Below are 25,266 nucleotides of genomic sequence, written 5' to 3'. Positions count from 1 at the left end.
ACGTCGGGAAAGGCTTCCCGATCTACAGGGTGGCACGGTTGTAGGTCGGCAATCCCTTGCCGACGCAGCCGCTCGAACGGGCCGTGACGTCGGGAAAGGATTCCCGACCTACAGGGTGGCACGGTTGTAGGTCGGCAATCCCTTGCCGACGCAGCCGCTCGAACGGGCCGTGACGTCGGGAAAGGCTTCCCGACCTACAGGGTGGCACGGTTGTAGGTCGGCAATCCCTTGCCGACGCAGCCGCTCGAACGGGCCGTGACGTCGGGAAAGGCTTCCCGACCTTGTATTATGAATTCCGTGTGGTTCGGAAGGGGTTGGAGAAGACTCCCGACCGGTCACCACAGGCCTGGAGGGCGCTCCAGGTTTGAGCGACTGGATGCCGTTCCCGCCCTTGGGACACCAAGCCCGTTGCGTAGATCGATGCAGCAGTCGCTCACCCTCATCGAGCGATCGAACAGTATCTTCGGCCCGGCTTGCCGGCAGCCCGCATTCACAAGGTAGATCATTTGAGGTTCATGATGCCCACGTTTTATCTCGGAATTGATGTCGCCAAAGCCAAACTGGACTGCGCGTTACGCCTCCCCAACGGGAAGTTCCGAACCAAAGTCATCGCCAACTCCCAAGACGGGTTCGCCACCCTCGTCACTTGGCTCACCGGCCCAGAGGCACGGAATGTTCACGTGTGTATGGAAGCCACTGGGGTGTATTGGGAAGACGTCGCCCAGTGCTTGGCTACCCAAGGGTTCACTGTCAGCGTCATCAACCCCGCCCAAATCAAAGCCTATGCCGCTTCCCGCTTAACCCGGACCAAAACCGATGCCGTCGATGCGCGCCTCATCGCCGAATTTTGCGCCGAGCGCCATCCGCCTCCCTGGCAGGCGAGAAGCGAAGCCGAAATCGCCTTACGCGCGCTCGTGTTGCGTCTGGATGCGTTGCAAGCCCTGCGGACCCAGGAAAGTAACCGCCTGGAGGTCGCCCGGGACGCGGTGCGCACCAACATTCAAGAACACCTGAATTGGCTCGATCAGCAGATCAAGAGCCTGATCAAAACCATCAATGAGCACATCGACTCTAACCCCGATCTGAAGGGGAAGCGCGAATTACTCGAGAGCATCCCCGGTATCGGGGAACGCACCATCGCCATTCTGCTCGCCTTCTATGCCGAGCCCAGCCGCTTCGCCAATAGCCGACAAGCCGTCGCCTTCGCCGGGCTCGACCCGCGCCGGCAGGAGTCCGGAACGAGCGTGAAAACCAAGCCGCGGCTGTCCAAAGTCGGCCATGCCTTCTTGCGCAAAGCCCTCTACATGCCGGCCATGGTGATCCTGTATAAGACCGCTTGGGGCCAGCCCTTCAAGAACCGTCTCGCGCTCTCGGGCAAGCCCGCCAAGCTCATCATCGGTGCCATGATGCGCAAGCTCCTCCAGGTCGCTTTCGGCGTCCTCAAGTCCGGAAAACCCTTCGATCCAGCACTCCATGGCACTTGACCCGGATAACAGTATCTACAAGGGTGTACGGTTGTAGGTCGGCGATCCCTTGCCGACGAAGCCGCTATTCCGGAATGGCCGTGCGGGAGGTAATGAAAATTCCCTAGCTAGGCCATACCGCGCGAATGATAGTTCCCGTTCCGGACGAAGAATCGATGTGCAAGGATCCGCCCGAGCTTTCGCAGCGCTGACGCATCCCCGCGAGACCCAGCCCGCGTTCCCCTAAATCGCCTTTCAACACCTCGCCGACGTCGAACCCGCAACCGTTGTCGGTGACGATGAGTTCGATCGCGGCCCCGGTCTTTCCTAATCCAAGGACGACGCGATCCGCTTTGGCATGTTTCGCGACATTGTTCAAGGCTTCCTGAACGATTCGGTAAATCGTGGTTCTCAATTTGGCGGGTACGTCGCCTTCCTGTATCTCGATTTGTTTTTCGATGGCGATATTGGCGTAGATGTCCTGAAACGTACGACAGTGCCAGCTCAAAGTTGCGAGAAGCCCCAAATCGTCGAGAATCGCCGGCCGCAAATCCATTGAAATTCGCCTCACCTCGAAGATGGCCTCCTGGATCACGGGCAGGAGTGCCCGCAAGGATCTCAGGCCCGATGCGACCTGGCCGCCTTCGAGCAGAACGTTGACGTTGTCCAGACTGAACTTGATGGCGCTAAGATACTGCCCGACGGTGTCGTGAAGTTCGGAAGCGATGCGCTTGCGTTCTTGTTCCTGGGCGCTTAGAAGCTTTTCCGACAGAAGTTTGAGCTCGTGTTTCGATCGTAAAACGACGTCGTTCAACCGTTTTTCGGGGGTAAGGTCGACGACGTTTCCGAGAATGGCGGGAGATCCGTTGTGCGCGATTGGGACCTCGCTCCGCCTGATCCAGAAGAGTTCACCGTCGTTCCTGACGCCTCTCGCTTTGTGCGCGGACGGTCTCCTCGGGAAGCCGGGAGGGCTTTCCTCCGAGTTCCGGTGGTCGACGTGAAACAGGCGAGCGGGCGGCATGCCGATCAGCCGCTCCTTCGGATAGCCGAAAATTTTTGCCAGTTTATCGTTGGCATAGACGAATTTGCCGTTTTGGACAATATATACGCCGACCAGTAAACAGGCGTCGAAGACCTGCGCTAAAAGCCGTTGGGAGGATAGGGCATCCGTCTCGCGGGTATTGCCGAGGTTCGGGGATGATTCCTCGGGGCCGACGGTTTGCTGATAGGCATAAGGCAGGGGCGAGCCGGTATTCGATATCAAGAAACCGCGAGCAATGGTTTCGAGTATTCGGCGCAACCATTCGACGGTTTTTTTCCTTTCGGTCATCCTTGTTCTCCGCTCGAGTCCGTAAATTAAGCTGACGATTGATTCCCCAATGGAGCGCGACGCCTTCAAACCCGGACGCCACCTCATCCGGATGGCTGCGTACGAACGCTCCTTGCGAAATATAAACGAAACGTGAACGTTCGAGCTACGTATATCGACGAGGCACGGTATTTTCCGCCCTTCGTTTTCTCTCGCGGGCGGGACGGAACGATCCGCGCGCGCTCGCCAAGGCGCCGTTTCTTACGCTAAAACGCTTCTTCCCAGGATTTGGAAAGAACCATGGCCGAGTGAATGATTCCGACCATGGAATAGGTCTGCGGAAAATTGCCCCACATTTCTCCGGTTTGGGGGTCGATATCCTCGGACAATAGGCCCAGGTGGTTGCGGCAGCTGAGCATTTCCTCGAACATGCCGCGGGCGTCTTCCGTTCTGCCGATGGCTGCGAGCGCGCCTATCATCCAGAAGGTGCAGATGTTGAACGCATTTCGGGGGGCGCCGAAGTCGTCCGGGTCCATGTAGCGCATCATGTGATTGCCGCGGCGCAGTTCCTTTTCCACCGCCTCGACGGTGCCGATGAAGCGGGGGTCGTCCGCCGCCAGAAATTGCAGATCGTGCAGGAGCAGGAGGCTGGCATCGAGTTCGGAGCCGCCGAAGCTTCCGACGAAGGTATTGCGTTCCGGATCGTAGGCGTTCGCCTCGATTTCGGTCCGAATCCGCTCCGCCTGAGCGTGCCAATACTGGCCGCGGTCATACAACTCCATGTGATCGGCGATGCGCGCCAGCCGGTCGCAGCCGGCCCAGCACATGATCGCCGAAAATGTGTGGACGCGGGAAAAGCCGCGGAACTCCCACAGGCTTGCGTCCGGCACGTTGTATAGCCTGGTGCATTGGCGGCCGAGATTTTCCAGGCGTTCGAACAGACGCCGGTCTCCAGGATGGGCCAGGCGGCGGTCGAAGAAGGCCTGGGTGGCGGCCATGATCACGCTGCCGTAGATATCGTTCTGGATGTGCTCGTAGGCCTGATTGCCGACGCGTACCGGTCTGTGATTGCGATAGCCCCGGAGCGAGCGAATCGTGCACTCGATCAGTTTTTTCTCGAGCGCGATGCCGTAGACCGGCTGAAGTAGTCTATCGTCGGCCACGGCGGCAATATTCGAGATGTAGTCCAGATATTCTTCCATGGTGCCGGTCGCTCCCAGCCGGTTGAGCGCGCTCACCACGAAATAGGCGTCGCGCAGCCAGCAATAGCGATAGTCCCAGTTGCGTTCCGTGCCGGCCGCTTCGGGGATCGATGTGGTCATGGCGGCAATGACGGCGCCGGTTTCCTCGAAACAGCACAGCTTGAGGGTGATGGCGGCGCGGATTACCGCTTTCTGCCATTCGAAAGGTATGGAGAGCGATCGGGTCCATTCACGCCAGTACTGCAAGGTTTGTTCATAGCTTTCGCGGGTGGCTTCGGCGACCGTATAGCGCAGCGGTTCGTCGGGACCGAAAGTGAGCGCCGAAGGCTCTTCCAGCAAGAACGGTGTTTCGTCCAGGATGTAAGAGACCGGCATGTCCGTGCTCATGCGGAAACAGGTCCCGGGCGCAACATATTGGATATAGTTCGACCCCTGGATGGTTTGCATGGGCCTGGCGCCGTAATCATAGGTCGGACGCATTCTGATGGAAATCCGCGGCGTTCCGTTGATCGGCTGAAGCCTTCGGATCAGCCGCTGCGAACGATGCATATGGCCGTATCGTCTGAAGCGGGGCGCGAAATCGGTAATCTGCACTGCGGCGCCGTGCTGGTCGTAAAGCGTGGTAACCAGGATTGCGGTGTTGTGCTCGTAGTGCTGTTCGCTATGCGAGAAATCGTCGATTACGATATCGAAGAATCCTTCCTGAACGTCATCCTCATCGCCGTTGATCAGGCTGCAGAAGATCGGATCGCCGTCGAAGCGGGGCAGGCAGCACCAGACGACGCGCCCTTTGCGGTCGATCAGAGCGCTGTACATGCAGTTGCCGATAATGCCGAGTTCGAGATTGCTCATAGCGGTTCCCTCTTCGTTTTGAAGGTTTGAAGCAGTGCACCTCGACGGGCGCCATATCACCGAAGGCGCTTCGACAGGTGACAGGTTCAATGGTTCCGCAAAAAACTTTCTCCGGTGTCCGCGTCGAAAAGATGAATCTTGGCGGCGTGGTACGCCAATTCAATCTGATCGCCGCGTTGAAGCGGGAGGTCGGGCGGCGCACGGACGATCAGACTGGGTTTTTTGGCCCGATCGGGTCCCGGCTCGCCAAGCAACGATTCGTCCGGTGCAGCCGGGAGCGACAGCAGCGGATGGACATGAAGATAAAGGTCGGCGCCCAGCCATTCGGCTAGGGTGATTTTGGCCTGAAAGACGGTTTCGGCTCGATGCGCCTTTTTCGGCAGGTAAAAATGCTCCGGACGGATGCCGACGACGACATTACGGCCACCGACCCGTTCGAAGGAGAAAGAAGCCGGGAGGGGGCAAGGTCCCATGGGGAGCAGCAGGCGCTCATCGCGGATCTCGGCATTCAGAAAATTCATCGAAGGCGAGCCGATGAAACCTGCGACGAATTCGTTACGGGGGGTATCGTACAGTTCCCTGGGCGTTCCGATTTGCTGGACTTCGCCGCTTCGCAGTATTGCTACCCGGTCACCCAGCACCATGGCTTCGGTCTGGTCGTGGGTGACATAAACGGTCGTAATGCCCAGACGCTTCTGCAGAGCCGCGATTTCGCCGCGCATTTGAACACGCAGCCTGGCGTCCAGATTCGATAAGGGTTCATCCAATAGGAACACCTGGGGTCTACGCACGATCGCCCGTCCCATGGCGACGCGCTGGCGCTGTCCGCCGGAGAGGTCCGAGGGCCTGCGGTTGAGCAGCGGCTCCAGCTGGAGGATGGCCGCAACCTCGTCCACTCTCTGCCTGATTTCCTTGCGCGCCAGTTTGGCCAGTTTGAGCGGAAAAGCAATGTTATCCCCGACGGTCATGTGAGGATAGAGCGCGTAGCTCTGGAACACCATGGCCATGTTTCTGTCCTTGGGATCGAGTTCGTTGACTCTTCGTCCGTCGATGCGGAGTTCGCCTTCGGTGATGTCTTCCAGACCGACGATCATATTGAGCAGGGTCGATTTGCCGCAGCCGGACGGTCCCACCAGAATGAAGAACTCCCCGTCTTTGACAGTGAAATTCGCCTTTCTGACCGCCCACGCTCCACCGGCGTAGCGCTTGCTGACATGATCGAAGACAATTTCGGCCATTTCTTCTCCTACTGATTTATCAGCCCTTGACGGCTCCGGCGGTAAGCCCGGCTATGATGCGGCGCTGGAATACCAAAACCAGCGCGGTGACGGGAATCGTGACCACGACCGAAGCGGCGGCGATGGAACCGGTGGGCAGTTCGAACTGGGAGCTTCCGGTGAAGAAGGCTATGGCGACCGGTACCGTGCGAGCGCGATCGGTCGAGGTGAGGGAGGCGGCGAACAAAAAATCGTTCCACGCGAAAATGAAGACCAGAATCGCCGAGGCGAAGATGCCCGGCACCACCAGGGGCAGAATGATCAGCCGAAAGGCTTGCGCCGGTGTGGCGCCGTCGACTCGGGCTGCTCGCTCCAGGTCCCACGGAATCTCCCGGAAAAAAGCGGTCAAGGTCCAGATGGCGAGCGGTAGGGTGAAGCTCAGATAGGGGAGAATCAGGCCCGGCCAGGTATCGAAAAGCTCCAGAGTGCGCCAGAGTTCGAATAGGGGGCCGATCACCGAGACCGGCGGAAACATGGCGACTGCGAGCGTACAGTAAAAAATCCAGCGCTTGCCGCGAAACTCGAGCCGAACGATGGCGTAGGCCGCGAAGATGGCGATCAGTATGGACAAGCCGGTCGCGATCGAAGCGATGCCGACCGAGTTCAGGAGCGCTGCCGGAAATTGCGGGTCGGCGAAGACCGCTCGGTAGTGTTCCAGGCTCAGTGTGTTCGGGAAAAATCGCGCATCTCCGAGTTCGTACCCCGGCTTGAGCGACAGCGATACGATCCAGATGACCGGCAGCAGGGCGTAAGCAATGGCGAGGAGACCTCCCAAGCTCTCGAGTAGCCGATCCGTTCGTGCGAATCTCAGTGCCATATCATCAATCCTTGCGGAGCAACGGCGTTCCGAAGCCCTTGATGAACAACAGTGCGATGGCGAGCGTGCACGAGAAGATCAGCACGGATACCGCCGAGCCCAAGCCCAGATTTAGTCTGACAATCAGCGTGTTGTATCCGATCACCGACACCGATTCGGTGCCGTGAGCGCCGCGTGTCAGAACATAAACCGAGTCGAAAATGCGAAACGCATCCAGGCTTCGGAACAACAGGGCCACCAGAATGGATGGCTTGACCAGGGGCAGGGTGATCAGCCGGAAACGCTGCACTGCGGACGCTCCATCGACTTTAGCCGCTTTCAGTACATCGTCGGGTATCAAGCTCAAGCCGGCGAGCAGCAAAAGAGCCATGAAAGGCGTCGTTTTCCAGACCTCGCTGAAGATGATGACGGCGAAAGCCGACCAGTGTTCGTTGAGCCAGGCGCGTTCGATACCGAACAGGCTGTTGACGAAGCCGGTGGTTGGATCGAACGCGAACTTCCAGGCCAGAGCGGCGACCACCGTGATGATGGCGTAAGGTACTAGGACCGCCGAACGGAGCGCACTGCGTCCGAACACCGCTCTATGCATGAGCAGCGCGAGAGCGAATCCGAGCACCAGTTCGAAAAAAACCGAAACCGTCGTGATCAGAAGTGTATTCCAGAGTGCCTGCCACCAGACCTCGGAACTTAACACGCTGAAATAGTTGCGAAGAGCCACAAAATCGGGGTCGGCGGTATGACGCAGGTCGTAGCGATAAAGTGAAAGACGGACGGCGTAGAACACGGGGTAGGCCGTGACCAGAGCCATCGCGCTCAGGGCGGGAGCGCACAAAAGCCAGCCCTTGAGGTTCTGGGCACGCCTCATAGCAAACCTTCCGAACGCAGTGCGCGCTGCACGGCCTTCTTTAAACGAGCCGCATCCCGAGCCGGCTTGATGTCGCGCATCGGATGGAGGGTGCGGCTGATGGCCAGGGAAATATCGGTGTACAGCGGTGTCCGGGGACGCTCCACCGCGTCTTTCAATGTCGCACGAAGCAGATCCGCGAACGGCAGCCGGCGGCGTACCGCGGGATGGTCGTAGAGGGCGTATAAAGTCGGCGGAAGCCCGCCCCGTTCCGCAGCGATCCGCTGGTTGTCCTTGCTTGCCAGGCATTCCGCCGCATCGAATGCGAGTTCGGGATAGCGTGAATACGTGCTGACGGCGAGATCGATTCCGCCGACCGTCACCCGGCTGGGTCGGTCCGGAACGACTCCGGGCCAGCGCGTCCAGCCCATGTTCGCCGCTACCTCGGGCGCGTTTTGGAGCGCGCTGGGCCAGACGAAGCCGTAATTCAGCATGAATGCCGAACGGCCGGTCTCGAAAGCGAGCCGCGCCTGGTCTTCCCGGTTGGTCGACAGCCCGGGATCGGCTGCGCGAGAAGTCGCCAACCGCTTCATAACGTTTAGAGCTTTCCGGGTGGGCTCCGGCTCCAGGGAGACCTGGCTTCCGTCCGCGTCCAGAACCTTGCCGCCCGCCGAGGCGAGCAGGGACACGAAAAGGACGGTAAGACCTTCATAGCGTTCACCCTGGGCCTGGATTCGATTGTTCCTGTCCAGCTTCTCCGCGAGCTCGATCATCTCGTCCCAGGTCTTCGGCGGTTTCCGGATCCGGTCGGTCCGGTACCAGAGAAGCTGGACGTTGGTCGTGAACGGCGTTGCCCAAAGCATGTTCTTATAAGTGGCGGTTTGAACTGCGATTGGAAAGCGGCCGGCAGACGCCCGCCGTGTCGCTCTCGTCGGCCATTCGCGGATCCAGCCGGCTTCCGCGAATTCGGCGGTCCAGATGACGTCCATGCCGATGATGTCAATGGATTCGTCGCCGGCGGCGAGGCGGCGCGTCAATTGTTCCCGCTGCTGATCGGCATCGGCCGGCAGCGAGACGACATCGATGCGGTATCGCTCCCGCGCCGCCTCGGTACAGCGCCGTGCGGCCTCCCGGAAAGCACCGGAGGGTTCGTCGAATACATACCAGGTCAAACGAAGCGGTCCAGCCGGTTCCGGATCGCGGCAGGAACTGGTCAGAATACCCAAAGAGGTTAAGAAAAGCAGACGCCATAACGTGACGAAGTGCCGCGCCGAGATTCGGACCGGCCGGCGGGCTGCTCGATTGAGGCGCCTCACAATGAGGCGGCAGACATCCATAGGGAAAGCCGCTCGTCTTCGGAATTCAGCTTAGGGCCGGAATTCGGACGTGCCCCGATAGCGGACGGCGAGACACGATGGCATTGTCGGGGCGTCCCCGGAAAACCAGGCGCAATAACGCCATGCTGGGAATGGGACGCGCGGAGGATTCACCCAAGCGGCGACATCGATTGAGTTTAGAGTCGTCGGGATCCATAAATTATTTCTAGTCTAGCCCATCGATGCGGTCAAGACCGGTTCGGGTTCAAACAGGGGTGCCCGAAGTGGAACATCGCCGCGGGTTTCGTGTCAAGTGACTTTCCGGCCTCTTTTGATCGTTTGCGCCGAACGTATTGCCGGCGAATTCTTCTAATTCGTGAAGAGGACAATACCGCGGAGGAAATTCGAGTCGGGCCATCGCTTAAGTATTGTGTATCACTCGGCAAGCAGTGCGAAACAATTTTGTTACATGCTCGAGGAGGTTTTCTTTGGCATAAAGTTTTTCTTTGGTGTCTCGCAGCCGAGGAACCGAAATATGTTAGGCTACGTCTTAGCGGTAAGAGCCGCGAGCGCCGCATACCATTGTGCGGATGGATTAGTCAGCCACGTTCGCTATGATAGGGACAGTAAATACGCTCGTTGTCTCAACCGGCAACATATCGAACGAGGCAGCTTGCGGTCATCTCGCCGAAGACGTTAAGACCTTTTTGAGCATCTGCTGATTGCAGAGGAGACCTCGCATCTATGGGTATCTTCGATCACTATCAATCCCGCTACGAGAAAGCGCGCGAAGAAGAGTATTCGCTTCAGGAATATTTAGAAATCTGCCGTAAGGATCCGACAGCCTACGCCAGCCCTGCCGAGCGCATGCTGATCGCCATCGGCGAGCCAGAGCTGGTCGACACCCGGCTCGATCCGCGTCTTTCGCGCATTTTTGCCAACAAAGTCATCAAGCGCTATCCGGCTTTTGCCGATTTCTTCGGCATGGAGGAAACCATCGAGCAGATCGTGGCTTTCTTCCGCCACGCGGCTCAGGGGCTGGAAGAGCGCAAACAGATTCTGTACTTGCTGGGCCCGGTCGGAGGCGGTAAGTCTTCGCTGGCCGAGAAGTTGAAGCACCTCATGGAGCAGGTGCCGTTTTACGCCATCAAGGGTTCGCCCATTAACGAATCGCCGCTGGGATTGTTCGATCCCGAGGAGGACGGCCCGATTCTCGAAAACGAATACGGCATTCCGCGCCGATATTTCAATACGATCATGTCGCCCTGGGCGGTGAAGCGCCTGCACGAGTACAATGGCGACATCACCAAGTTCCGCGTCGTCAAGGTGCGTCCGTCCATGCTCGACCAGCGGGCGGTGTCGAAGACCGAGCCGGGCGACGAGAACAACCAGGACATTTCGTCCTTGGTCGGCAAGGTCGACATCCGGAAGCTCGAGCGCTTCAGCCAGGATGATCCCGATGCCTACAGCTTCTCCGGCGGCCTCTGCCTCGGCAACCGCGGCATCATGGAATTCGTGGAGATGTTCAAGGCGCCGATCAAGGTGCTGCATCCTCTCCTGACCGCCACTCAGGAAGGGAATTACAAAGGCACGGAGGGGCTTTCGGCCATCCCCTTCGAGGGCATCATCATGGCCCATTCGAACGAGTCCGAGTGGCTGCAGTTCAAGAACAACAAGAATAACGAGGCGTTTCTGGACCGCGTCTACGTGGTCAAGGTGCCTTATTGCCTTAGGGTTTCGGAAGAGATCAAGATTTACGAGAAGCTGCTTATCCATAGCTCGCTATCCGATTCGCCGTGTGCGCCGCACACCTTGAAAATGCTGGCGCAATTCGCGGTGCTGTCGAGGCTTAAGGAGCCGGAGAACTCGAACATTTACTCGAAAATGCGGGTCTATGACGGCGAGAATCTGAAGGATACCGACCCGAAGGCGAAGTCGTATCTGGAATACCGGGACTTCGCCGGGGTGGACGAAGGAATGACCGGGCTTTCCACGCGCTTCGCGTTCAAGATCCTGTCGAAAGTGTTCAACTTCGACCATTCCGAAGTCGCGGCTAACCCTGTTCACTTGCTTTACACGATCGAACAGCAGATTCCTCAGGAGCAGTTCCCGCCGGAGGTGCAGGAGCGTTATTTGCGCTTCATCAAGGAATTCCTGGTACCGCGCTATGTCGATTTCATCGGCAAGGAAATCCAGACCGCCTACCTGGAATCGTATTCCGAGTACGGACAGAACATCTTCGACCGCTACGTCACCTATGCCGACTACTGGATACAGGACCAGGAGTATCGCGATCCCGATACGGGCGAGAGTTTCGACCGCAGGGCGCTCAACGAGGAGCTCGAGAAGATCGAAAAGCCGGCCGGCATCAGCAATCCCAAGGATTTTCGCAACGAGGTGGTGAACTTCGTGCTGCGCGCCCGCGCCAAGAACGCCGGCAAGAATCCGGCTTGGACCAGCTATGAAAAGTTGCGTGCGGTCATCGAAAAGAAGATGTTCGCCAATACGGAGGAACTGCTTCCGGTGATCTCCTTCAATGCCAAGGCATCGCTGGACGATCAGAAGAAGCATGAGGAATTCGTGAACCGCATGGTTCACAAAGGGTACACGCCCAAACAGGTGCGACTGTTGTGCGAATGGTATCTCAGGGTGCGCAAGTCCTCCTAACCGAGCGATAGGTATTCAAGCCCATGAGCCAATTTATTGACCGCCGTTTGAACCCCAAGAACAAAAGCGCTGTCAACCGGCAGCGCTTTCTTCAGCGCTTCCGCGGCCAGATCCGCAAAGCCGTTGCGGACGCGGTTGCCAAGCGCTCGGTGACCGACGTAGAGCGTGGCGAAAAGATTCAGATTCCGACCAAGGATATTTCGGAACCGACGTTTCGGCACGGCTACGGCGGGCGGCGGGAAATCGTGCAACCCGGCAACAAGGAATTCATCGCGGGCGACAAGGTCCCTCGGCCGGAAGGCGGCGAGGGCGGTTCCGGCAACCGCGCCAGTGACAGCGGCGAGGGCATGGATGAATTCGTATTCGAGTTGTCTCGCGAAGAGTTCCTGGAATTCATTTTCGAAGATTTGGAACTGCCGAACATGGTGAAGCGGCAATTGGCGAGGGAAGCCGCCTTCAAGAGCCAGCATGCGGGCTTTACCAGTGACGGATCTCCCTCAAACCTGCATGTCATCCGTTCCATGCGGGAGGCCCTGGCGCGACGAACGGCCCTGCGCGCGCCATCGGCGGACCGCAAGCGGGAGCTGGAAGCCCAGCTCGCGGCCCTGCTCGATGAGGAAAAGCCTGACGAGGAGCATGTCGCCGAATTGAGCGAGGAGATCGCCATGCTGGAGCGCAAAATTCGGGCCGTGCCGTTTCTCGACACGCTGGATCTGCGTTACCGGAATCGCATTCAGGTTCCGAAGCCGAGCACCCAGGCCGTGATGTTTTGCCTGATGGACGTATCCGGCTCCATGGACGAAGTAAAAAAGAATCTCGCTAAACGCTTCTTCTTGCTGCTATACCTGTTTCTCACGCGGAATTACGAAAAGACGGACGTGGTCTTCATTCGCCATCACACGGTGGCACTGGAAGTGGACGAGCAGGATTTCTTCTATTCGCGGGAAACCGGCGGGACGGTGGTTTCGAGTGCGCTCGAGATGATGAAAGACATCATTCGCGACCGCTATCCTTCGGATGACTGGAACATCTACGGCGCGCAAGCGTCCGACGGCGACAACTGGCCCGAGGATTCGACGAATTGTTCGCGCTTGCTGATCGAGGATATCATGCCGAGCGTGCAGTATTACGCCTATATCGAGATCAATAACCACGAGCCCCACAGCCTGTGGATGGAATACGAAAAGGTTGCGGAATACTGGCCGAATTTCGCCATGCAGCCGATTTACAGCGCCGCGGACATTTATCCCGTCTTTAGAGAACTCTTCAAGAAGCAGCAGGCATGAGGCGCAAACCTATTTCCGAAGGCTCCGAATGGACTTTCGATCTCCTTCAGAGCTACGACATCGAGATCGGCCGAATCGCGGCGGATTTCTGCCTGGATACTTACCCGAACCAAATCGAGGTCATCACCTCGGAACAGATGATGGACTGCTATTCGAGCACCGGCATGCCGGTGTTCTACCCACACTGGTCTTTCGGCAAGCAGTTTCTGACGGTCGAGAAAAGTTATCGGCGCGGGTACATGGGCCTGGCCTACGAGCTGGTCATCAACTCCAACCCGTGTATCGCCTATCTCATGGAAGAGAACAGCATGACCATGCAGGCGCTGGTCATCGCCCATGCTTGTTACGGCCATAATTCCTTTTTCAAGAACAATTACCTTTTCAAGACCTGGACCAACGCCGACGCCATCATCGATTACCTGGTGTTCGCCCGCAATTACATCGCCGAATGCGAAGAGCGTTACGGCGTCGCGGCCGTCGAGGAGCTGCTGGACTCCTGCCATGCCTTGATGAACTACGGCGTCGACCGTTACCGCCGGCCGCCGCCGCTTTCGATGAGCGAGGAGAAGCATAGACAGAAGGAGCGGGAGGAATATCTTCAGTCGCAGATCAACGATCTATGGTTGCGGACCGTTCCCAAGAAGGAAAGATACTTTCACGACCCGACGCCCCAGTTTCCGGCCGAGCCCGAGGAGAATCTGCTCTATTTCTTCGAAAAGAACGCGCCGCTGCTGGAATCCTGGCAGCGCGAAGTCATCCGGATCGTCCGCAAGATTGCGCAATACCTCTATCCGCAGCGTCAAACCAAGGTGATGAACGAGGGTTGGGCAACTTTCTGGCACTATACCCTGCTGAATAAGCTGTATGACGAAGGGCTGGTGACCGACGGTTTCATGCTGGAATTTTTGCAATCGCACACCAACGTCATCAGTCAGCCGCCGTACTACAGCAATTATTTTTCGGGCATCAATCCATACGCCTTGGGGTTCGCCATGATGAGCGACATTCGGCGCGTCTGCGAGCATCCCACCGATGAAGATCGCAGATGGTTCCCCGATCTCGCCGGCAGCGACTGGGTCAAGGCAATGGACTTCGCCATGCGTAATTTCAAGGACGAGAGCTTCATCGCCCAATATCTTTCGCCCCAGGTCATTCGGGACTTCAAGTTGTTTAGCGTGCTCGACGACGACTTGAACGACGAACTGGAAATCACCCATATTCATGATGAGGACGGCTATCGAGCCGTTCGCCAGGTACTCTCGGATCAATACAACCTCGGCACCTTGGAGCCCAGCATTCAGGTCTATCGGGTAGATACCCGGGGCGACCGGTCCTTGACCCTGCGCCATTACCAGCATTATCGCCGTCCCTTGGGCGAGAGCACCAACGAGATGCTGCGGCATGTACGGCGGCTGTGGGGATTCAAGGCGCGACTCGAAACCGTGGATGAGAACGGACGGATCCAGAAATCTTACGAATGCGATTGAACGGGATTTGTTCCTGGCCGGATGGAGGGTGTGCCGTGGACTATGAGGATGTTCTCGAATCCTAGACCAGACGGTTTTCCCAAGCCGAAGACCTGGTTGGGGATGCCTTCACGGGGGCGGACAGTCCTTCGGAGAACGCCGCGTGTAACAATGTGACCGCCAAGACCCATCTTGATGATCTCCACCTGCTGATAAGTCTCCTCCCGCAGGAGCTCCAGAAATCGCTCGCGCAGCAAGGGCAGGGAAACTTGCTCGAAATCATCCTGGATCTGGGGCGTGTACCGCAGGCGCGTTATCCCCACGCCGCTCTCAATTTATCGAATCAACCGGTGACCCGCGAAGAACTCGACGCCGTGATCGGCGCGGTGGGCGAATTCGGCGCGGACAACCGGGCCGGCATTGAGGGTACTTTGCATCGTATCTCCGCCATACGCAATCGGCGGGGCCAGATCATCGGCCTGACGCTGCGCGTGGGGCGCGCGGTATTCGGAACCATCGATCTGATCCGGGATCTGGTGGAGAGCGGCAAGAGTCTTTTGCTGCTCGGGCGTCCCGGTGTCGGAAAGACGACCAAGCTTCGTGAAGTGGCAAGGGTTCTGGCCGACGATTTCGGCAAGCGTGTGGTCGTGATCGATACCTCCAACGAAATCGCCGGCGACGGCGACATCCCTCACCCGGCCATAGGCAGCGCCCGGCGCATGATGGTGGCGCATCCGGATCGGCAGCATGCGGTGATGATCGAGGCGGTGGAGAACCATATGCCGGAAGCGATCATCGTCGACGAAATCGGCACCGCTTCCGAGGCCATGGCCGCCCGTACCATTGCCGAGCGCGGTGTCCAGCTGATAGGAACCGCCCACGGTAATACCTTGGAGAACCTGGTTTTGAATCCCACGCTGTCCGATCTGGTCGGCGGCGTGCAAACGGTCACGCTCAGCGATGACGAGGCTAGGCTTCGGGGAACGCAAAAAACCGTCAGCGAACGTAAGGCGCCGCCCACCTTCGATATCGTCGTGGAAATTACCGATAGGGACGAGGTATTCGTGCATCCGGACACGGCGCAGGCGGTCGATGCCATTCTCTGCGGTGTGCAGCCCAAGGGCGTGCGCCGGTGCGGAGCGGTCGCCGCTGAAGGGCCGAAACCCCCGAGCGAACCCGAGTCGGCGGAGGAAATGGCGAAACCGCCGTTGTTCGTCCGGTCCGACAACCAGCAGCGGCCGGTTCGTATCTACGCTTACGCACTCAGCCGCGACTCGGTGGATCGCGTGATTCGTGATCTCAACCTGGAAGCACGTACCGTGCGCTATCCGGACCAGGCCGATCTCGTCGTGACCTTACGGGCACGAGAAGAGGACGCAAGCCTGCAGCGCATCGTCCGGTCCGCCCAATTGCCCGTGCACACCGTCAAGAAAAACACGACGGCGCAGATTCGCCAGCTTTTGCGCGGCCTGTTCCATATCGTGCCCGAAGACAAACAGGACGAGGTCGGAGAGATGGTGCGCGAGACCGAGCGCGCCGTACAGCAGGTCAAGGCCGAAGGTATCATGGCGGAACTCGCGCCGCGTTCGGCTGCCTTGCGCCAGATGCAGCATCGCATCGTTACCCGCCACGGCCTATTCGCGGAAAGCATAGGCCGTGAACCATACCGGCATTTGGTGATCTACCCTATGTAACGTCCCTTACAGAAATCGGTTTATGGCCGGCCCTTTGGCGATTATCGTCAGCACTTCCGCGGGTAGCGACGAAAAGCATGGACTGGAAACTCGGCTCAAGGCGTTTTTCCACTCGCAACACCGGGAAGTTCACATTTGTGTCGCAAACAGCGGCGGCGAGGTTCCGGATCTGGCGCGGCAGGCTTTGCGCGAAAATGCGGATCCGATAGCGGCGGGAGGCGGAGACGGTACGGTCAACGCCGTTGCCTCCGTGCTCGCCGAGACCGGAAAGACGCTGGGCGTACTCCCGCTCGGCACACTCAATCATTTCGCCAAGGATCTCGGCATTCCCCTGGATCTGGACCAAGCCGCACGGATTCTTGTCGAGGGCGCGGTAGCGCAGATCGATGTCGGAGAGGTCAACGGCAAGATTTTCGTCAACAATTCCAGTCTGGGCCTGTATCCGGGTATCGTCCACGGTCGCGAGTCCTTGCAGGCACGGCTCGAATACGGCAAATGGCCGGCATTTCTTTGGGCATCGTTATCCGCCTTGCGCCGATATCCGATCCTCGAGGCCCGGTTGCGCGCCGACGACAAGGAACTTGTTCGGCATACGCCTTTCATTTTTGTCGGAAACAACCGCTACCTGGTAGAAGGATTCAATATCGGTTCACGAACGAAGCTCGATTCGGGCTGGTTGTGGCTGTATACCACGCGCGAAGCCGGCCGGCTCGGTCTTGTGAGATTCGGGCTCCGCGCGTTCTTGCGGAGTTTGTGCAACGATAAGGACTTCGACATCATGCGGACCAAGGAAATCGTGATCGAGACCAGGCACAAGCGTCGGCTTCGCGTCGCGACCGACGGCGAAGTGACCATCATGGAGACCCCGCTGTCGTATCGCATCAGGCCGGGCGCGCTACGGGTGATGGTGCCGAAAGAGAGGATCGGCGCCGGCGTAACGCCCGGTGCGAGCTAGATGCGTCCGACGCGGCCGGTCGTCCTGACCCGGCATGCCGCCCATGCGCACCGTCGTCCATCTTTCCGACCTTCATTTCGGACGCGTCGATTCGACTCTGGTCGACCCGCTGACCCGTGCTGTCCGGGAACTGAAACCCGATCTGGTCGTAATCTCGGGCGATCTCACCCAGCGTGCAAGAACGACCCAGTTTATCGAGGCCCGCCGGTTTCTGGACGGGTTGCCCAAGCCGCGGATCGTGGTGCCGGGCAACCATGACGTACCGCTCTATAACCTGCCGGCGCGTTTTCTTGGGCCGTTCGTGAAATACCGGTACTACATCAGCGAAAACCTTGAGCCCTTCTATGCCGACGAAGAGATCGCCGTGGTCGGCGTCAACACGGCACGTTCGCTGACCGTTAAGAACGGGCGTATCAATCAAAGACAACTGAACGGCATTTGCCAACATTTGTGCGCTTATCCCGACGTTGTTACCAAGATCGTGGTGACCCATCACCCGTTCGATCTTCCGGAAGGTTACCGCGAGGGCAGTCTGGTCGGGCGGGCGCGGATGGCCATGGACATACTCGCGCGCTGCGGCGTCGATGTGTTCCTGGCCGGGCATCTGCACGTCAGCCATTCCCGGCACACGGGAGAGCGATATCGAATTGCCGGTTACAAGGCCTTGGCCATTAGTGCCGGCACCGCGCTTTCAGTGCGGAGGCGTAGCGAAAGCAACGCGTTTAACGTGCTCCGTATTCGGCACCCGGAACTTGAATTGGAACGCTACGCGTGGCAAGAGGAAACGGCCAGTTTCTCCCGATTTGCTGTGGACTTTTTCGAGCGTCGAGCTGACGGCTGGATGCGTGTGAGTGACGAGACCGGTACTCGATAAGGGCGATCCAATATTGGGTAGGCAAGTGGGCAGAGGCTTTCCGTCTCGGCCGCACGCATCCGAATATATTTTCGGGCGGTGGCCGGCTTTTATTGCTTTACGCGGATATCGTTCTTGACCGACCGCACGCCGGCCACATCTCGCGCAATCGCTTCGGCGCGCTGCTTTTCCGAAGCCGTATCGACGAAACCGCTGAGCTGGACAGTACCTTTGAAAGTTTCCACCTGGATGTCCAGTCCCTTGACGATCTCGTCTTGGAGGAGAGCGCTTTTGACTTTTGTGGTTACGGATGCGTCATCGAGATATTCGCCCGTACTTTCGCGGGTCCTGGTACCGGAACATCCAGTTGCGGCGACGGCTGCGGCCATCGCCAGGAATTGTCGTCTTTTCATCGCACTCTGTACTCCTTCTGGCGGATACGCCGGAATCGGCAAGGCAAGCGAGATCGGCGCCAGGAATGAACCTCGCGAGTTGTTCGCCGAGAGGGGCTGGATGAGAAAGGACTCGGCGGCTTCCGCCGTCGTCGAGAAAATATCTAAATGAGAGGAAAGAAAAGCGGAACTTCCGTGTTCCCAAAATACATCCCAGCCAAATTCGGATCAGTCCAGTTACATGCGGAGCATTCCGATTCCATGTCGAGCTTCCCGGCCCGAGAATCAGGAGTGTCCGAAGTTCCTCGGAACACGCCAAATCCATTCGCAACATCCGAGTTGCGTTTCGGAACATCCTGTTCCTGGCGACATCCCTAAGTCCATTCGCCGCAATCCCGTCCTGCTGGAGCATCCCTGTTCCGCACCTGAATTGATTTCAGGTGGGTGTATTTAAGCTCACCATGTCCACGTTAAACATACGTAAATTTCCCTACGCTTCGAAAAATCGCGCACCCGGGTCACGGATGATTGGCTGGCCCGAGGCTCCAACTGCTTCTTTTCGGGGAAGGAATTCGGAATCGCGGGAACCGGAAAGCGGCTTGTTCAAAAATAGGCACGGCACCGTTTACTTGAAAGATCGAGTAATATCGCCTGCTCAAGGAAGCTCTGATTAAGTCTCCAATTGGGAGACGCGACCTGAGCAACTGAGGGATCCAACAGGCCATCACCCATTCAGAGCTTCCTTGAGCATCGTCATAAGCTCGATAAAGGTCAGTTAACTTCTTCGAACATGGATTGGATATATTTGCTTGTTGCCGGACTGCTTGAGGTGGCCTGGGCGGTTGGGCTGAAATTCACCGATGGGTTCACGCGCTGGTGGCCTAGCCTCTGGGTCGGCGTCGGCATGGTAATCAGTATCGCTTGTTTGTCTTTGGCATTGAGGTCGATTCCGGTAGGCACCGGATATGCCGTTTGGACGGGAATCGGCGCCGTGGGAACGGCGATTCTCGGAATGATCCTGTTTCAGGAGCCTGCAACTTTAACCCGAGTCGTCTGCATTCTGTTGATCGTTTCGGGCATCGTGGGTTTGCGCCTGTTTTAGGCGGAAAGAAGATTCGCGTGGGAGATTGTAGAAGGAAGATAGAACGTTCAGAATCCAGCCGGCTTTTTCCGCTCCTTGCTAAGCAATCAACGCCCGTTTCCGGGATGGTCGATTCGGCGCGACGGTTTCAGGTCGCCTTGTCCTTCGCGAGGGTGTTCACCGGTGAAAACCCTTGGTCCAAGCCGGGAACGCCGACGCTCTGAATGTGCATGGCGTTGTTTCCCTCCTCGTAGCGCGGAAGCCGCCCTTCTCTGTGCCATAATCGATAAGCCAGGGCGGCAGTCAGAACCCGAATCGGATAATCTCGCGGAAGATTCTTCAGATAGGGCTGGATAGTGACGAAGTCGCGAGCGCCGTACTGCGTCATGATCGAACGCAAGCCGCCGTTGGCGGGACCGATATTGTAGGCGAGCAGACCGAGGAAAAGATCCCCGTTCATCTGCGCCAGGTAATCGCGCAGGGTCGCAGCGGCTACGAAGGTATTGTGGCGCTGGTTGAGCATGTCCAGGGTGTCGGTTTTCAAATGCGCCTTGACCACCTTGACTGCCGATTTCGGGGGAGCGGTAATCTGGAATAGCCCGCGTCCCCCGTCTTTGCTGTCCCGGGGATAGAACGACGATTCGGTTGCCGCGATACCGACCATGACCTCGGGGTCGACAGCGAAGGCTGCGGCGGCCTCGTGGATGGTCGGCAGATAAATCTGAGCGCGCTCGATGATCCGCTGCATCTGGATCAGATCGGAACGCCGGTAGGCCGCGAATACCTGATGCGCGATCGTGTTCCGTTCGGCTTCCTGCATACCCCCGACCAGGGTGCGAAGTTTGCGGAGATCGCGGCCGAACTCCTCCTGTGCGACGAACCATCCGGCCCCAATGGCGACGAAAACCGCCAGGATCGCGGGCAGAACCATGCCTTTGAGTTTCAGCCTGGCACGCATGCCCAACCAGAGGTGCAACAACACCGCATTGGCGGTCCCGATCGCCAAAACCATGCCGGCGAATGGGAGCAAATTCGACCACAAGCCGGTCCCCGCAAACCAATCCGCCGAGCGCCCCAATACCGCGATAATGCCGACCAGGGCCGAGGCGGCCAAGGCCAGAATCTCGGTGCCGATGATGGCGGCCCAGCGCCACGGACTCAGTTTCGGTGCCTTTTTCTTCGTGCTCTTTTTAGTGCGCGTTGGACCCTGTTTCGGCCGGTCCGCGGTATCGCTTCGCCGTTTCTTGGGGGCGGGCGGGGTCGGGGATCCCGTCCAGAGTTCGGCTTGAAAGGGGCGTTTCGGCGTTCCCGAAGCGGCCGTTTGCGATGAACCGGAATCGAGCGCTTTTTTCGGCGCCGATACGGATGAATCGGGAAGCGGCGCGGCAGGCGCTGAAGACTTCTCTTTGGAGATCGGCTTGCGACCGGACACGAATCACCTGTTGATGGAGTTCCGAAGCCGTCCCTGGCCTGCCTCGATTCCAATTATGGAAGCATCGACCGCGCGAATGCTTCTATTCCGGCTGCTGCCTTTCGACAAAACGCCAGGCGATCGTCTCGCCCGCTTTCAGCGGCACTAAGGACTCGTCGCCGAATGGAACGGCATCGGGAAGCTGCCATTCGGCGCGCTCGAGGACCACCTTCGTCCGATTGCGCGGAAGTCCGTAAAAGTCCGGCCCGTTGAAGCTCGCAAAAGCTTCCAGCCTGTTCAGTGCCCCGCCGGATTCGAAAACCGTCGCATAAAGCTCCAGCGCCGCTCGCGCTGTATAGCAGCCGGCACAGCCGCAGGCCGATTCCTTCTGACTCCGCGGATGAGGCGCGCTGTCGGTTCCCAGGAAAAACTTCGGGCTGCCGCCGGTTGCCGCCTCGATCAGGGCAAGCCGATGCGTTTCCCGTTTCAGTACCGGCAGGCAGTAAAAATGTGGGCGCACCGCGCCGGCCAGCAGCGCGTTGCGATTATAAAGCAGATGATGGACGGTAATCGTCGCCGCGATATTCGGCCCGCTGTCCTTTACGAATTGAACGCCGTCGCCGGTCGTGACGTGCTCCAGAACCATGCGGAGGCCGGGGAACCGAAGCGCGATGGCGGCCAGGTGCCTATCGATAAAGGCCTTTTCCCGGTCGAAGATATCGACCTCCGGGGCGGTCACTTCGCCATGAACCAGCAGCGGCACGCCGTGTCGTTCCATCGCTTCCAGTACCGGATAGATCTTTTCCAGGCTGACGACCCCGGCTTCCGAATGAGTCGTTGCCCCGGCCGGATAAAGTTTCAGCGCCACGACTCGGGACTCGTCGGCGACCCGCCGAATCTCTTCCGGCGAGGTTCCCTCGGTAAGATAGAGCGTCATCAGGGGATCGAATTCGAGCCCGGCTGGCAAGGCATCCAGGATGCGGCGGCGGTAGGCGAGAGCGTCGGCCACCGTGGCGACCGGCGGCTTCAGATTGGGCATGATGACGGCACGGCCGAATTGCCGCGCGCTGTCCGGCAGCACGTCGCGCATCGCGGCACCGTCTCTCAGGTGCAAATGCCAGTCGTCGGGGCAGGTTATGGTCAGTCTTTGCATTGGGCGGGCAGTGGCTTTCGAAAGACGCCATCTTACAAGATTCGGCGACGGCGTGTTCCCCAAACGCACGCTCGCTGTATCGGCGAAGCCGGACCCTCCGAGGCAGCCTTTCCAAGCTCGGAGCTTGGGAATGAGCGTAAACGGCAATAAGGCAGGCACAGTCGAAAAGACTTAAAATTGTCCGCCGCCGCTGCGGCGACGATTCGGCCGCCTGACCGGTCCGATTTTTCAATTGTTCACTTTTGACCGAAAAAACCGTGAATTCCGTTACCCACGAGCGCATTCCTCTCAAAGATTTCACTGAAAAGGCGTACCTGGACTATTCCATGTACGTCATTCTCGACCGTGCCTTGCCCAGCATCGCCGACGGACTCAAACCGGTGCAACGGCGCATCGTTTACGCCATGTCCGAGTTGGGCTTGTCGGCTCAGGCTAAGTACAAGAAATCCGCCCGCACCGTCGGCGACGTTTTGGGTAAATACCATCCCCACGGCGATTCGGCCTGCTACGAAGCCATGGTGCTGATGGCCCAGCCGTTTTCCTATCGCTATCCTTTGATCGACGGACAGGGGAACTGGGGCTCGCCGGACGATCCCAAGTCTTTCGCGGCCATGCGCTACACCGAGGCGCGCCTGACACCTTACGCCCAAACCCTGTTGTCGGAGCTGGAGCAGGGTACGGTCGATTGGGTGCCGAACTTCGACGGCACCCTGGAAGAACCCGCCTTGCTGCCGGCGCGTTTGCCGAATGTGTTGCTGAACGGTTCCACCGGCATCGCCGTGGGCATGGCGACCGATATTCCCCCGCACAATCTGCGCGAGGTGGTCGAGGCCTGCATTCGCCTGCTGGACGATCCGCGGCTCGGTGTCGAAGAATTGTGCGATTCGATCAAGGGGCCGGATTTCACCACCGAGGCCGAGATCGTCACGCCGCGCCAGGATATCGTCCGCATGTACCAGACCGGCAACGGTTCGATCCGCCTGCGGGCGCGCTGGGAGCTGGAGGAAGGGAATATCGTGGTCACCGCCTTGCCGCACCAGGTTTCGGGCAACACGATCATGGAACAGATCGCCGCCCAGATGCAGGCGAAAAAGCTACCCATGCTGGAAGATCTCCGCGACGAATCCGATCACGAGAATCCGACCCGGCTGGTCATCATGCCGCGTGGCCGGCGCATCGACTCGGACCAGCTGATGTCGCATCTGTTTGCGACTACGGACCTGGAAAAGACCTACCGGGTCAACCTCAATATGATCGGCTTGAACGGCAAGCCGCAGGTCAAGAATCTCCCGGAAATCCTGCTGGAATGGCTGAGCTACCGTACCGAAACCGTGCGCCGGAGGCTTCAGCATAGGCTGGACAAGGTGATCGTTCGCCTGCACATCCTCGAAGGCTTGCTGATCGCGTACCTCAATATTGACGAAGTGATCGCGATCATCCGCAACGAAGCCGAGCCCAAGCCGGTGTTGATGGCGCGCTTCGGATTGAGTGACGCCCAGACCGAGGCCATCCTGGAACTGAAGCTGCGGCATCTGGCCAAGCTCGAGGAAATCAAGATCCGGGGGGAGCAGGAGGAACTGGAGAAGGAAAGGGCTACGCTCGAAGCCACGTTGGGCTCGCAGAAAAAACTGAACGCTCTGATCAAGAAGGAACTGAAACAGGATGCCGACAAACACGGCGATGCGCGCCGATCGCCCATCGTCGCGCGCCAGGCCTCGCAAGCCCTGGATATTACCGCCGTGATCGGCAGCGAGCCGGTCACGCTCATACTTTCGGAAAAAGGCTGGATTCGCGCTGCCAAAGGGCATGAAATCGATCCTGCCGCGGTGGCTTTCCGTTCCGGGGACAGTTTCCTTTCCGCCGCGCTCGGGCGCAGTAACCAGCCGGCTTATTTTCTCGATTCCACCGGGAGAAGTTACGCTGTCCCGGCGCACGAATTTCCCTCCGCCCGCTCCCAGGGCGAACCCCTGACGGGACGGCTCAACCCGCCGCCGGGCGCTCTGTTTAAGGCAGTCCTGGCGGGCGCGGACGAGGACTGGTATTTGTTCGCGACCGACAGCGGCTACGGCTTCATTACCCAGCTCAAGGAGCTTCACACCAAGAATCGGGCGGGGAAAGCCCTGTTGACGGTGCCGGAACATGCGAAAGTGTTGACCCCGGTGCGGGTCGGCCAGCCCCAGTCCGACCTGCTTGCGATCGCGACTGCGCAAGGCCGTTTTTTGGTTTTCCCGATCGCCGAGATTCCGGTCCTGAACAAGGGCAAGGGAAACAAGCTGATCCAGATTCAAGCCGCGGACCTGGCCGCGCGGCAGGATTACATAACGGCCGTGATCGCCCTTGCTCCGGGCCAGGGCGTGAAGGTCCATTGCGGCAAGCGGAGCCTGAACCTTGCGGCCAAGGATCTCGTCCATTACCATGGCTCGCGCGCACGCCGCGGAAACCCTCTGCCGAAAGGGTTTCAGCGGGTGGAGCAATTGACGCTATTGGTCTGAGTCTTCACAGGCGCGGGGAATGCGTCACGAGCCTGGGCCCGAGGACGCGCCTGTCCCGAGCTGGTCGAATGTGGTGTTTCCGCGCGCTGTAACCCGCCAGGCAAGGCCGCGGAACCGGAGGGTGAGAGCCTGCGGTCACGGTATGGTTCGCGGCCGTGTGCGCCTAAGCCGCCCTACAGTCCTTTGCGAGGAGAATGGGGCGGCATAGGCGGGCAACGCCCTAATGCTCGGTCGGAATTCGGATTTTCTGACCCGGAAAGATCAGGTCCGGATCTTTGATAACCTCGCGATTGGCCTCGAAAATCTTCGAATACTTGTTGGGATTCTTGTAGAACTGCTGGGCGATCTTGGACAGGGTATCGCCGGGCTGAATAATGTAATACTGGGTTTGGTCAAAAGTCTCCGCATCCTCCGGGCTGGCTACCCCCGCCGGCAGCTTTACGCCTTCAGCCTTTACTACTTCGACGCCTTTGATATTGCCGGCCATCAGCGTCGCTTTCTGCAGAGCTTCCACGGACTCCGCCTCGCCGGAGAGATAGGCGATGGAGTCCCGAAAATCCACCTTCAGGTTCTTGATGCCCGGATTATTGTCGTTGATGTGATCTTCTATTTTTCGAGCGGCTTGGCCGTCCTCGGTAAAAAGCCGGTGTCCGATGTCCCGTGCAAAATCGAAAAGTCCCATGATCGTCACTCCTTTAGTTTTCCGTGATTTTGGCCTCTGCGATTATCCTAGAAA

General features: G+C 58.6%; 19 protein-coding genes. 9 read left to right on the top strand and 10 right to left on the bottom strand.

Annotated elements, in window-relative coordinates:
- Positions 1-518 precede the first annotated feature (518 nt).
- Positions 519-1,484: an IS110 family RNA-guided transposase gene (locus sS8_RS06665; RefSeq protein WP_084161956.1), complete on the top strand. Its 966-nt coding sequence runs from the start codon at positions 519-521 to the stop codon at positions 1,482-1,484.
- Between the two features lie 103 nt (positions 1,485-1,587).
- Here the strand turns inward: sS8_RS06665 and sS8_RS06660 are convergent, their stop codons facing one another.
- From sS8_RS06660 to sS8_RS06635, 6 genes are all read right to left on the bottom strand, one after another.
- Positions 1,588-2,793, bottom strand: a complete 1,206-nt coding sequence (locus sS8_RS06660; RefSeq protein WP_170160977.1) for a PAS domain-containing sensor histidine kinase — start codon at positions 2,791-2,793, stop codon at positions 1,588-1,590.
- A 245-nt stretch (positions 2,794-3,038) separates the two neighbouring features.
- Positions 3,039-4,826, bottom strand: a complete 1,788-nt coding sequence (locus sS8_RS06655; RefSeq protein ID WP_119628959.1) for a glycoside hydrolase family 15 protein — start codon at positions 4,824-4,826, stop codon at positions 3,039-3,041.
- Between the two features lie 86 nt (positions 4,827-4,912).
- The gene (locus tag sS8_RS06650; protein ID WP_119628958.1) at positions 4,913-6,064 is read right to left on the bottom strand and encodes an ABC transporter ATP-binding protein; all 1,152 of its coding nucleotides are present in this window, start codon (positions 6,062-6,064) and stop codon (positions 4,913-4,915) included.
- A gap of 19 nt (positions 6,065-6,083) precedes the next feature.
- Positions 6,084-6,920, bottom strand: coding sequence for a carbohydrate ABC transporter permease (locus tag sS8_RS06645; protein WP_119628957.1), 837 nt, complete (start codon positions 6,918-6,920; stop codon positions 6,084-6,086).
- A gap of 4 nt (positions 6,921-6,924) precedes the next feature.
- A complete protein-coding gene (locus sS8_RS06640) occupies positions 6,925-7,785 on the bottom strand; it encodes a carbohydrate ABC transporter permease (RefSeq protein WP_119628956.1) in 861 nt (286 codons plus the stop codon).
- On the bottom strand, positions 7,782-8,936 hold the full coding sequence (locus tag sS8_RS06635) for an ABC transporter substrate-binding protein (protein ID WP_232020543.1): 1,155 nt from the start codon (positions 8,934-8,936) through the stop codon (positions 7,782-7,784). Before sS8_RS06635 ends, sS8_RS06640 begins: the two co-directional genes overlap by 4 nt.
- A gap of 888 nt (positions 8,937-9,824) precedes the next feature.
- Between sS8_RS06635 and sS8_RS06630 the strand changes: the two genes are divergently transcribed.
- The 6 genes from sS8_RS06630 to sS8_RS06605 all read left to right on the top strand — a co-directional run bounded on the left by sS8_RS06630 (position 9,825) and on the right by sS8_RS06605 (position 18,022).
- The gene (locus sS8_RS06630; protein ID WP_119628954.1) at positions 9,825-11,747 is read left to right on the top strand and encodes a PrkA family serine protein kinase; all 1,923 of its coding nucleotides are present in this window, start codon (positions 9,825-9,827) and stop codon (positions 11,745-11,747) included.
- Between the two features lie 23 nt (positions 11,748-11,770).
- A complete protein-coding gene (locus sS8_RS06625) occupies positions 11,771-13,033 on the top strand; it encodes a YeaH/YhbH family protein (protein ID WP_119628953.1) in 1,263 nt (420 codons plus the stop codon).
- Positions 13,030-14,520, top strand: coding sequence for a SpoVR family protein (locus tag sS8_RS06620; RefSeq protein WP_119628952.1), 1,491 nt, complete (start codon positions 13,030-13,032; stop codon positions 14,518-14,520). Before sS8_RS06625 ends, sS8_RS06620 begins: the two co-directional genes overlap by 4 nt.
- 152 nt (positions 14,521-14,672) lie before the next feature.
- Positions 14,673-16,193, top strand: a complete 1,521-nt coding sequence (locus tag sS8_RS06615) for a R3H domain-containing nucleic acid-binding protein (RefSeq protein ID WP_119628951.1) — start codon at positions 14,673-14,675, stop codon at positions 16,191-16,193.
- A gap of 22 nt (positions 16,194-16,215) precedes the next feature.
- Complete coding sequence (locus sS8_RS06610) at positions 16,216-17,148, top strand: diacylglycerol/lipid kinase family protein (protein ID WP_119628950.1); 933 nt, start codon at positions 16,216-16,218, stop codon at positions 17,146-17,148.
- A 43-nt stretch (positions 17,149-17,191) separates the two neighbouring features.
- Entirely contained in the window at positions 17,192-18,022 is an 831-nt protein-coding gene (locus tag sS8_RS06605) for a metallophosphoesterase family protein (protein WP_119632645.1), read from the top strand.
- 89 nt (positions 18,023-18,111) lie between these two features.
- Here sS8_RS06605 and sS8_RS06600 read toward each other — a convergent pair whose 3' ends face one another.
- Positions 18,112-18,414, bottom strand: coding sequence for a BON domain-containing protein (locus sS8_RS06600; protein WP_119628949.1), 303 nt, complete (start codon positions 18,412-18,414; stop codon positions 18,112-18,114).
- 769 nt (positions 18,415-19,183) lie between these two features.
- Here sS8_RS06600 and sS8_RS06595 point away from each other — a divergent pair.
- On the top strand, positions 19,184-19,495 hold the full coding sequence (locus sS8_RS06595; protein ID WP_119628948.1) for a DMT family transporter: 312 nt from the start codon (positions 19,184-19,186) through the stop codon (positions 19,493-19,495).
- Between the two features lie 127 nt (positions 19,496-19,622).
- Here sS8_RS06595 and sS8_RS06590 read toward each other — a convergent pair whose 3' ends face one another.
- Together sS8_RS06590 and pyrC are read right to left on the bottom strand one after the other, a co-directional pair.
- Positions 19,623-20,906, bottom strand: a complete 1,284-nt coding sequence (locus tag sS8_RS06590) for a lytic transglycosylase domain-containing protein (protein WP_232020542.1) — start codon at positions 20,904-20,906, stop codon at positions 19,623-19,625.
- Between the two features lie 82 nt (positions 20,907-20,988).
- Entirely contained in the window at positions 20,989-22,038 is a 1,050-nt protein-coding gene (pyrC, locus tag sS8_RS06585; protein WP_119628947.1) for a dihydroorotase, read from the bottom strand.
- A 257-nt stretch (positions 22,039-22,295) separates the two neighbouring features.
- Here pyrC and parC point away from each other — a divergent pair, with 257 nt between their 5' ends.
- Entirely contained in the window at positions 22,296-24,530 is a 2,235-nt protein-coding gene (gene parC / locus sS8_RS06580) for a DNA topoisomerase IV subunit A (protein WP_119632643.1), read from the top strand.
- 220 nt (positions 24,531-24,750) lie between these two features.
- Here the strand turns inward: parC and lysM are convergent, their stop codons facing one another.
- Positions 24,751-25,212: a peptidoglycan-binding protein LysM gene (gene lysM / locus sS8_RS06575; protein WP_119628946.1), complete on the bottom strand. Its 462-nt coding sequence runs from the start codon at positions 25,210-25,212 to the stop codon at positions 24,751-24,753.
- Between the last annotated feature and the right edge of the window lie 54 nt (positions 25,213-25,266).

The sequence above is a fragment of the Methylocaldum marinum genome (genome assembly GCF_003584645.1).
Lineage (GTDB): Bacteria > Pseudomonadota > Gammaproteobacteria > Methylococcales > Methylococcaceae > Methylocaldum > Methylocaldum marinum.
The sequence above is the reverse complement of the archived record's forward strand: the minus strand, read 5'-3'. Positions and strand labels throughout refer to the sequence as shown.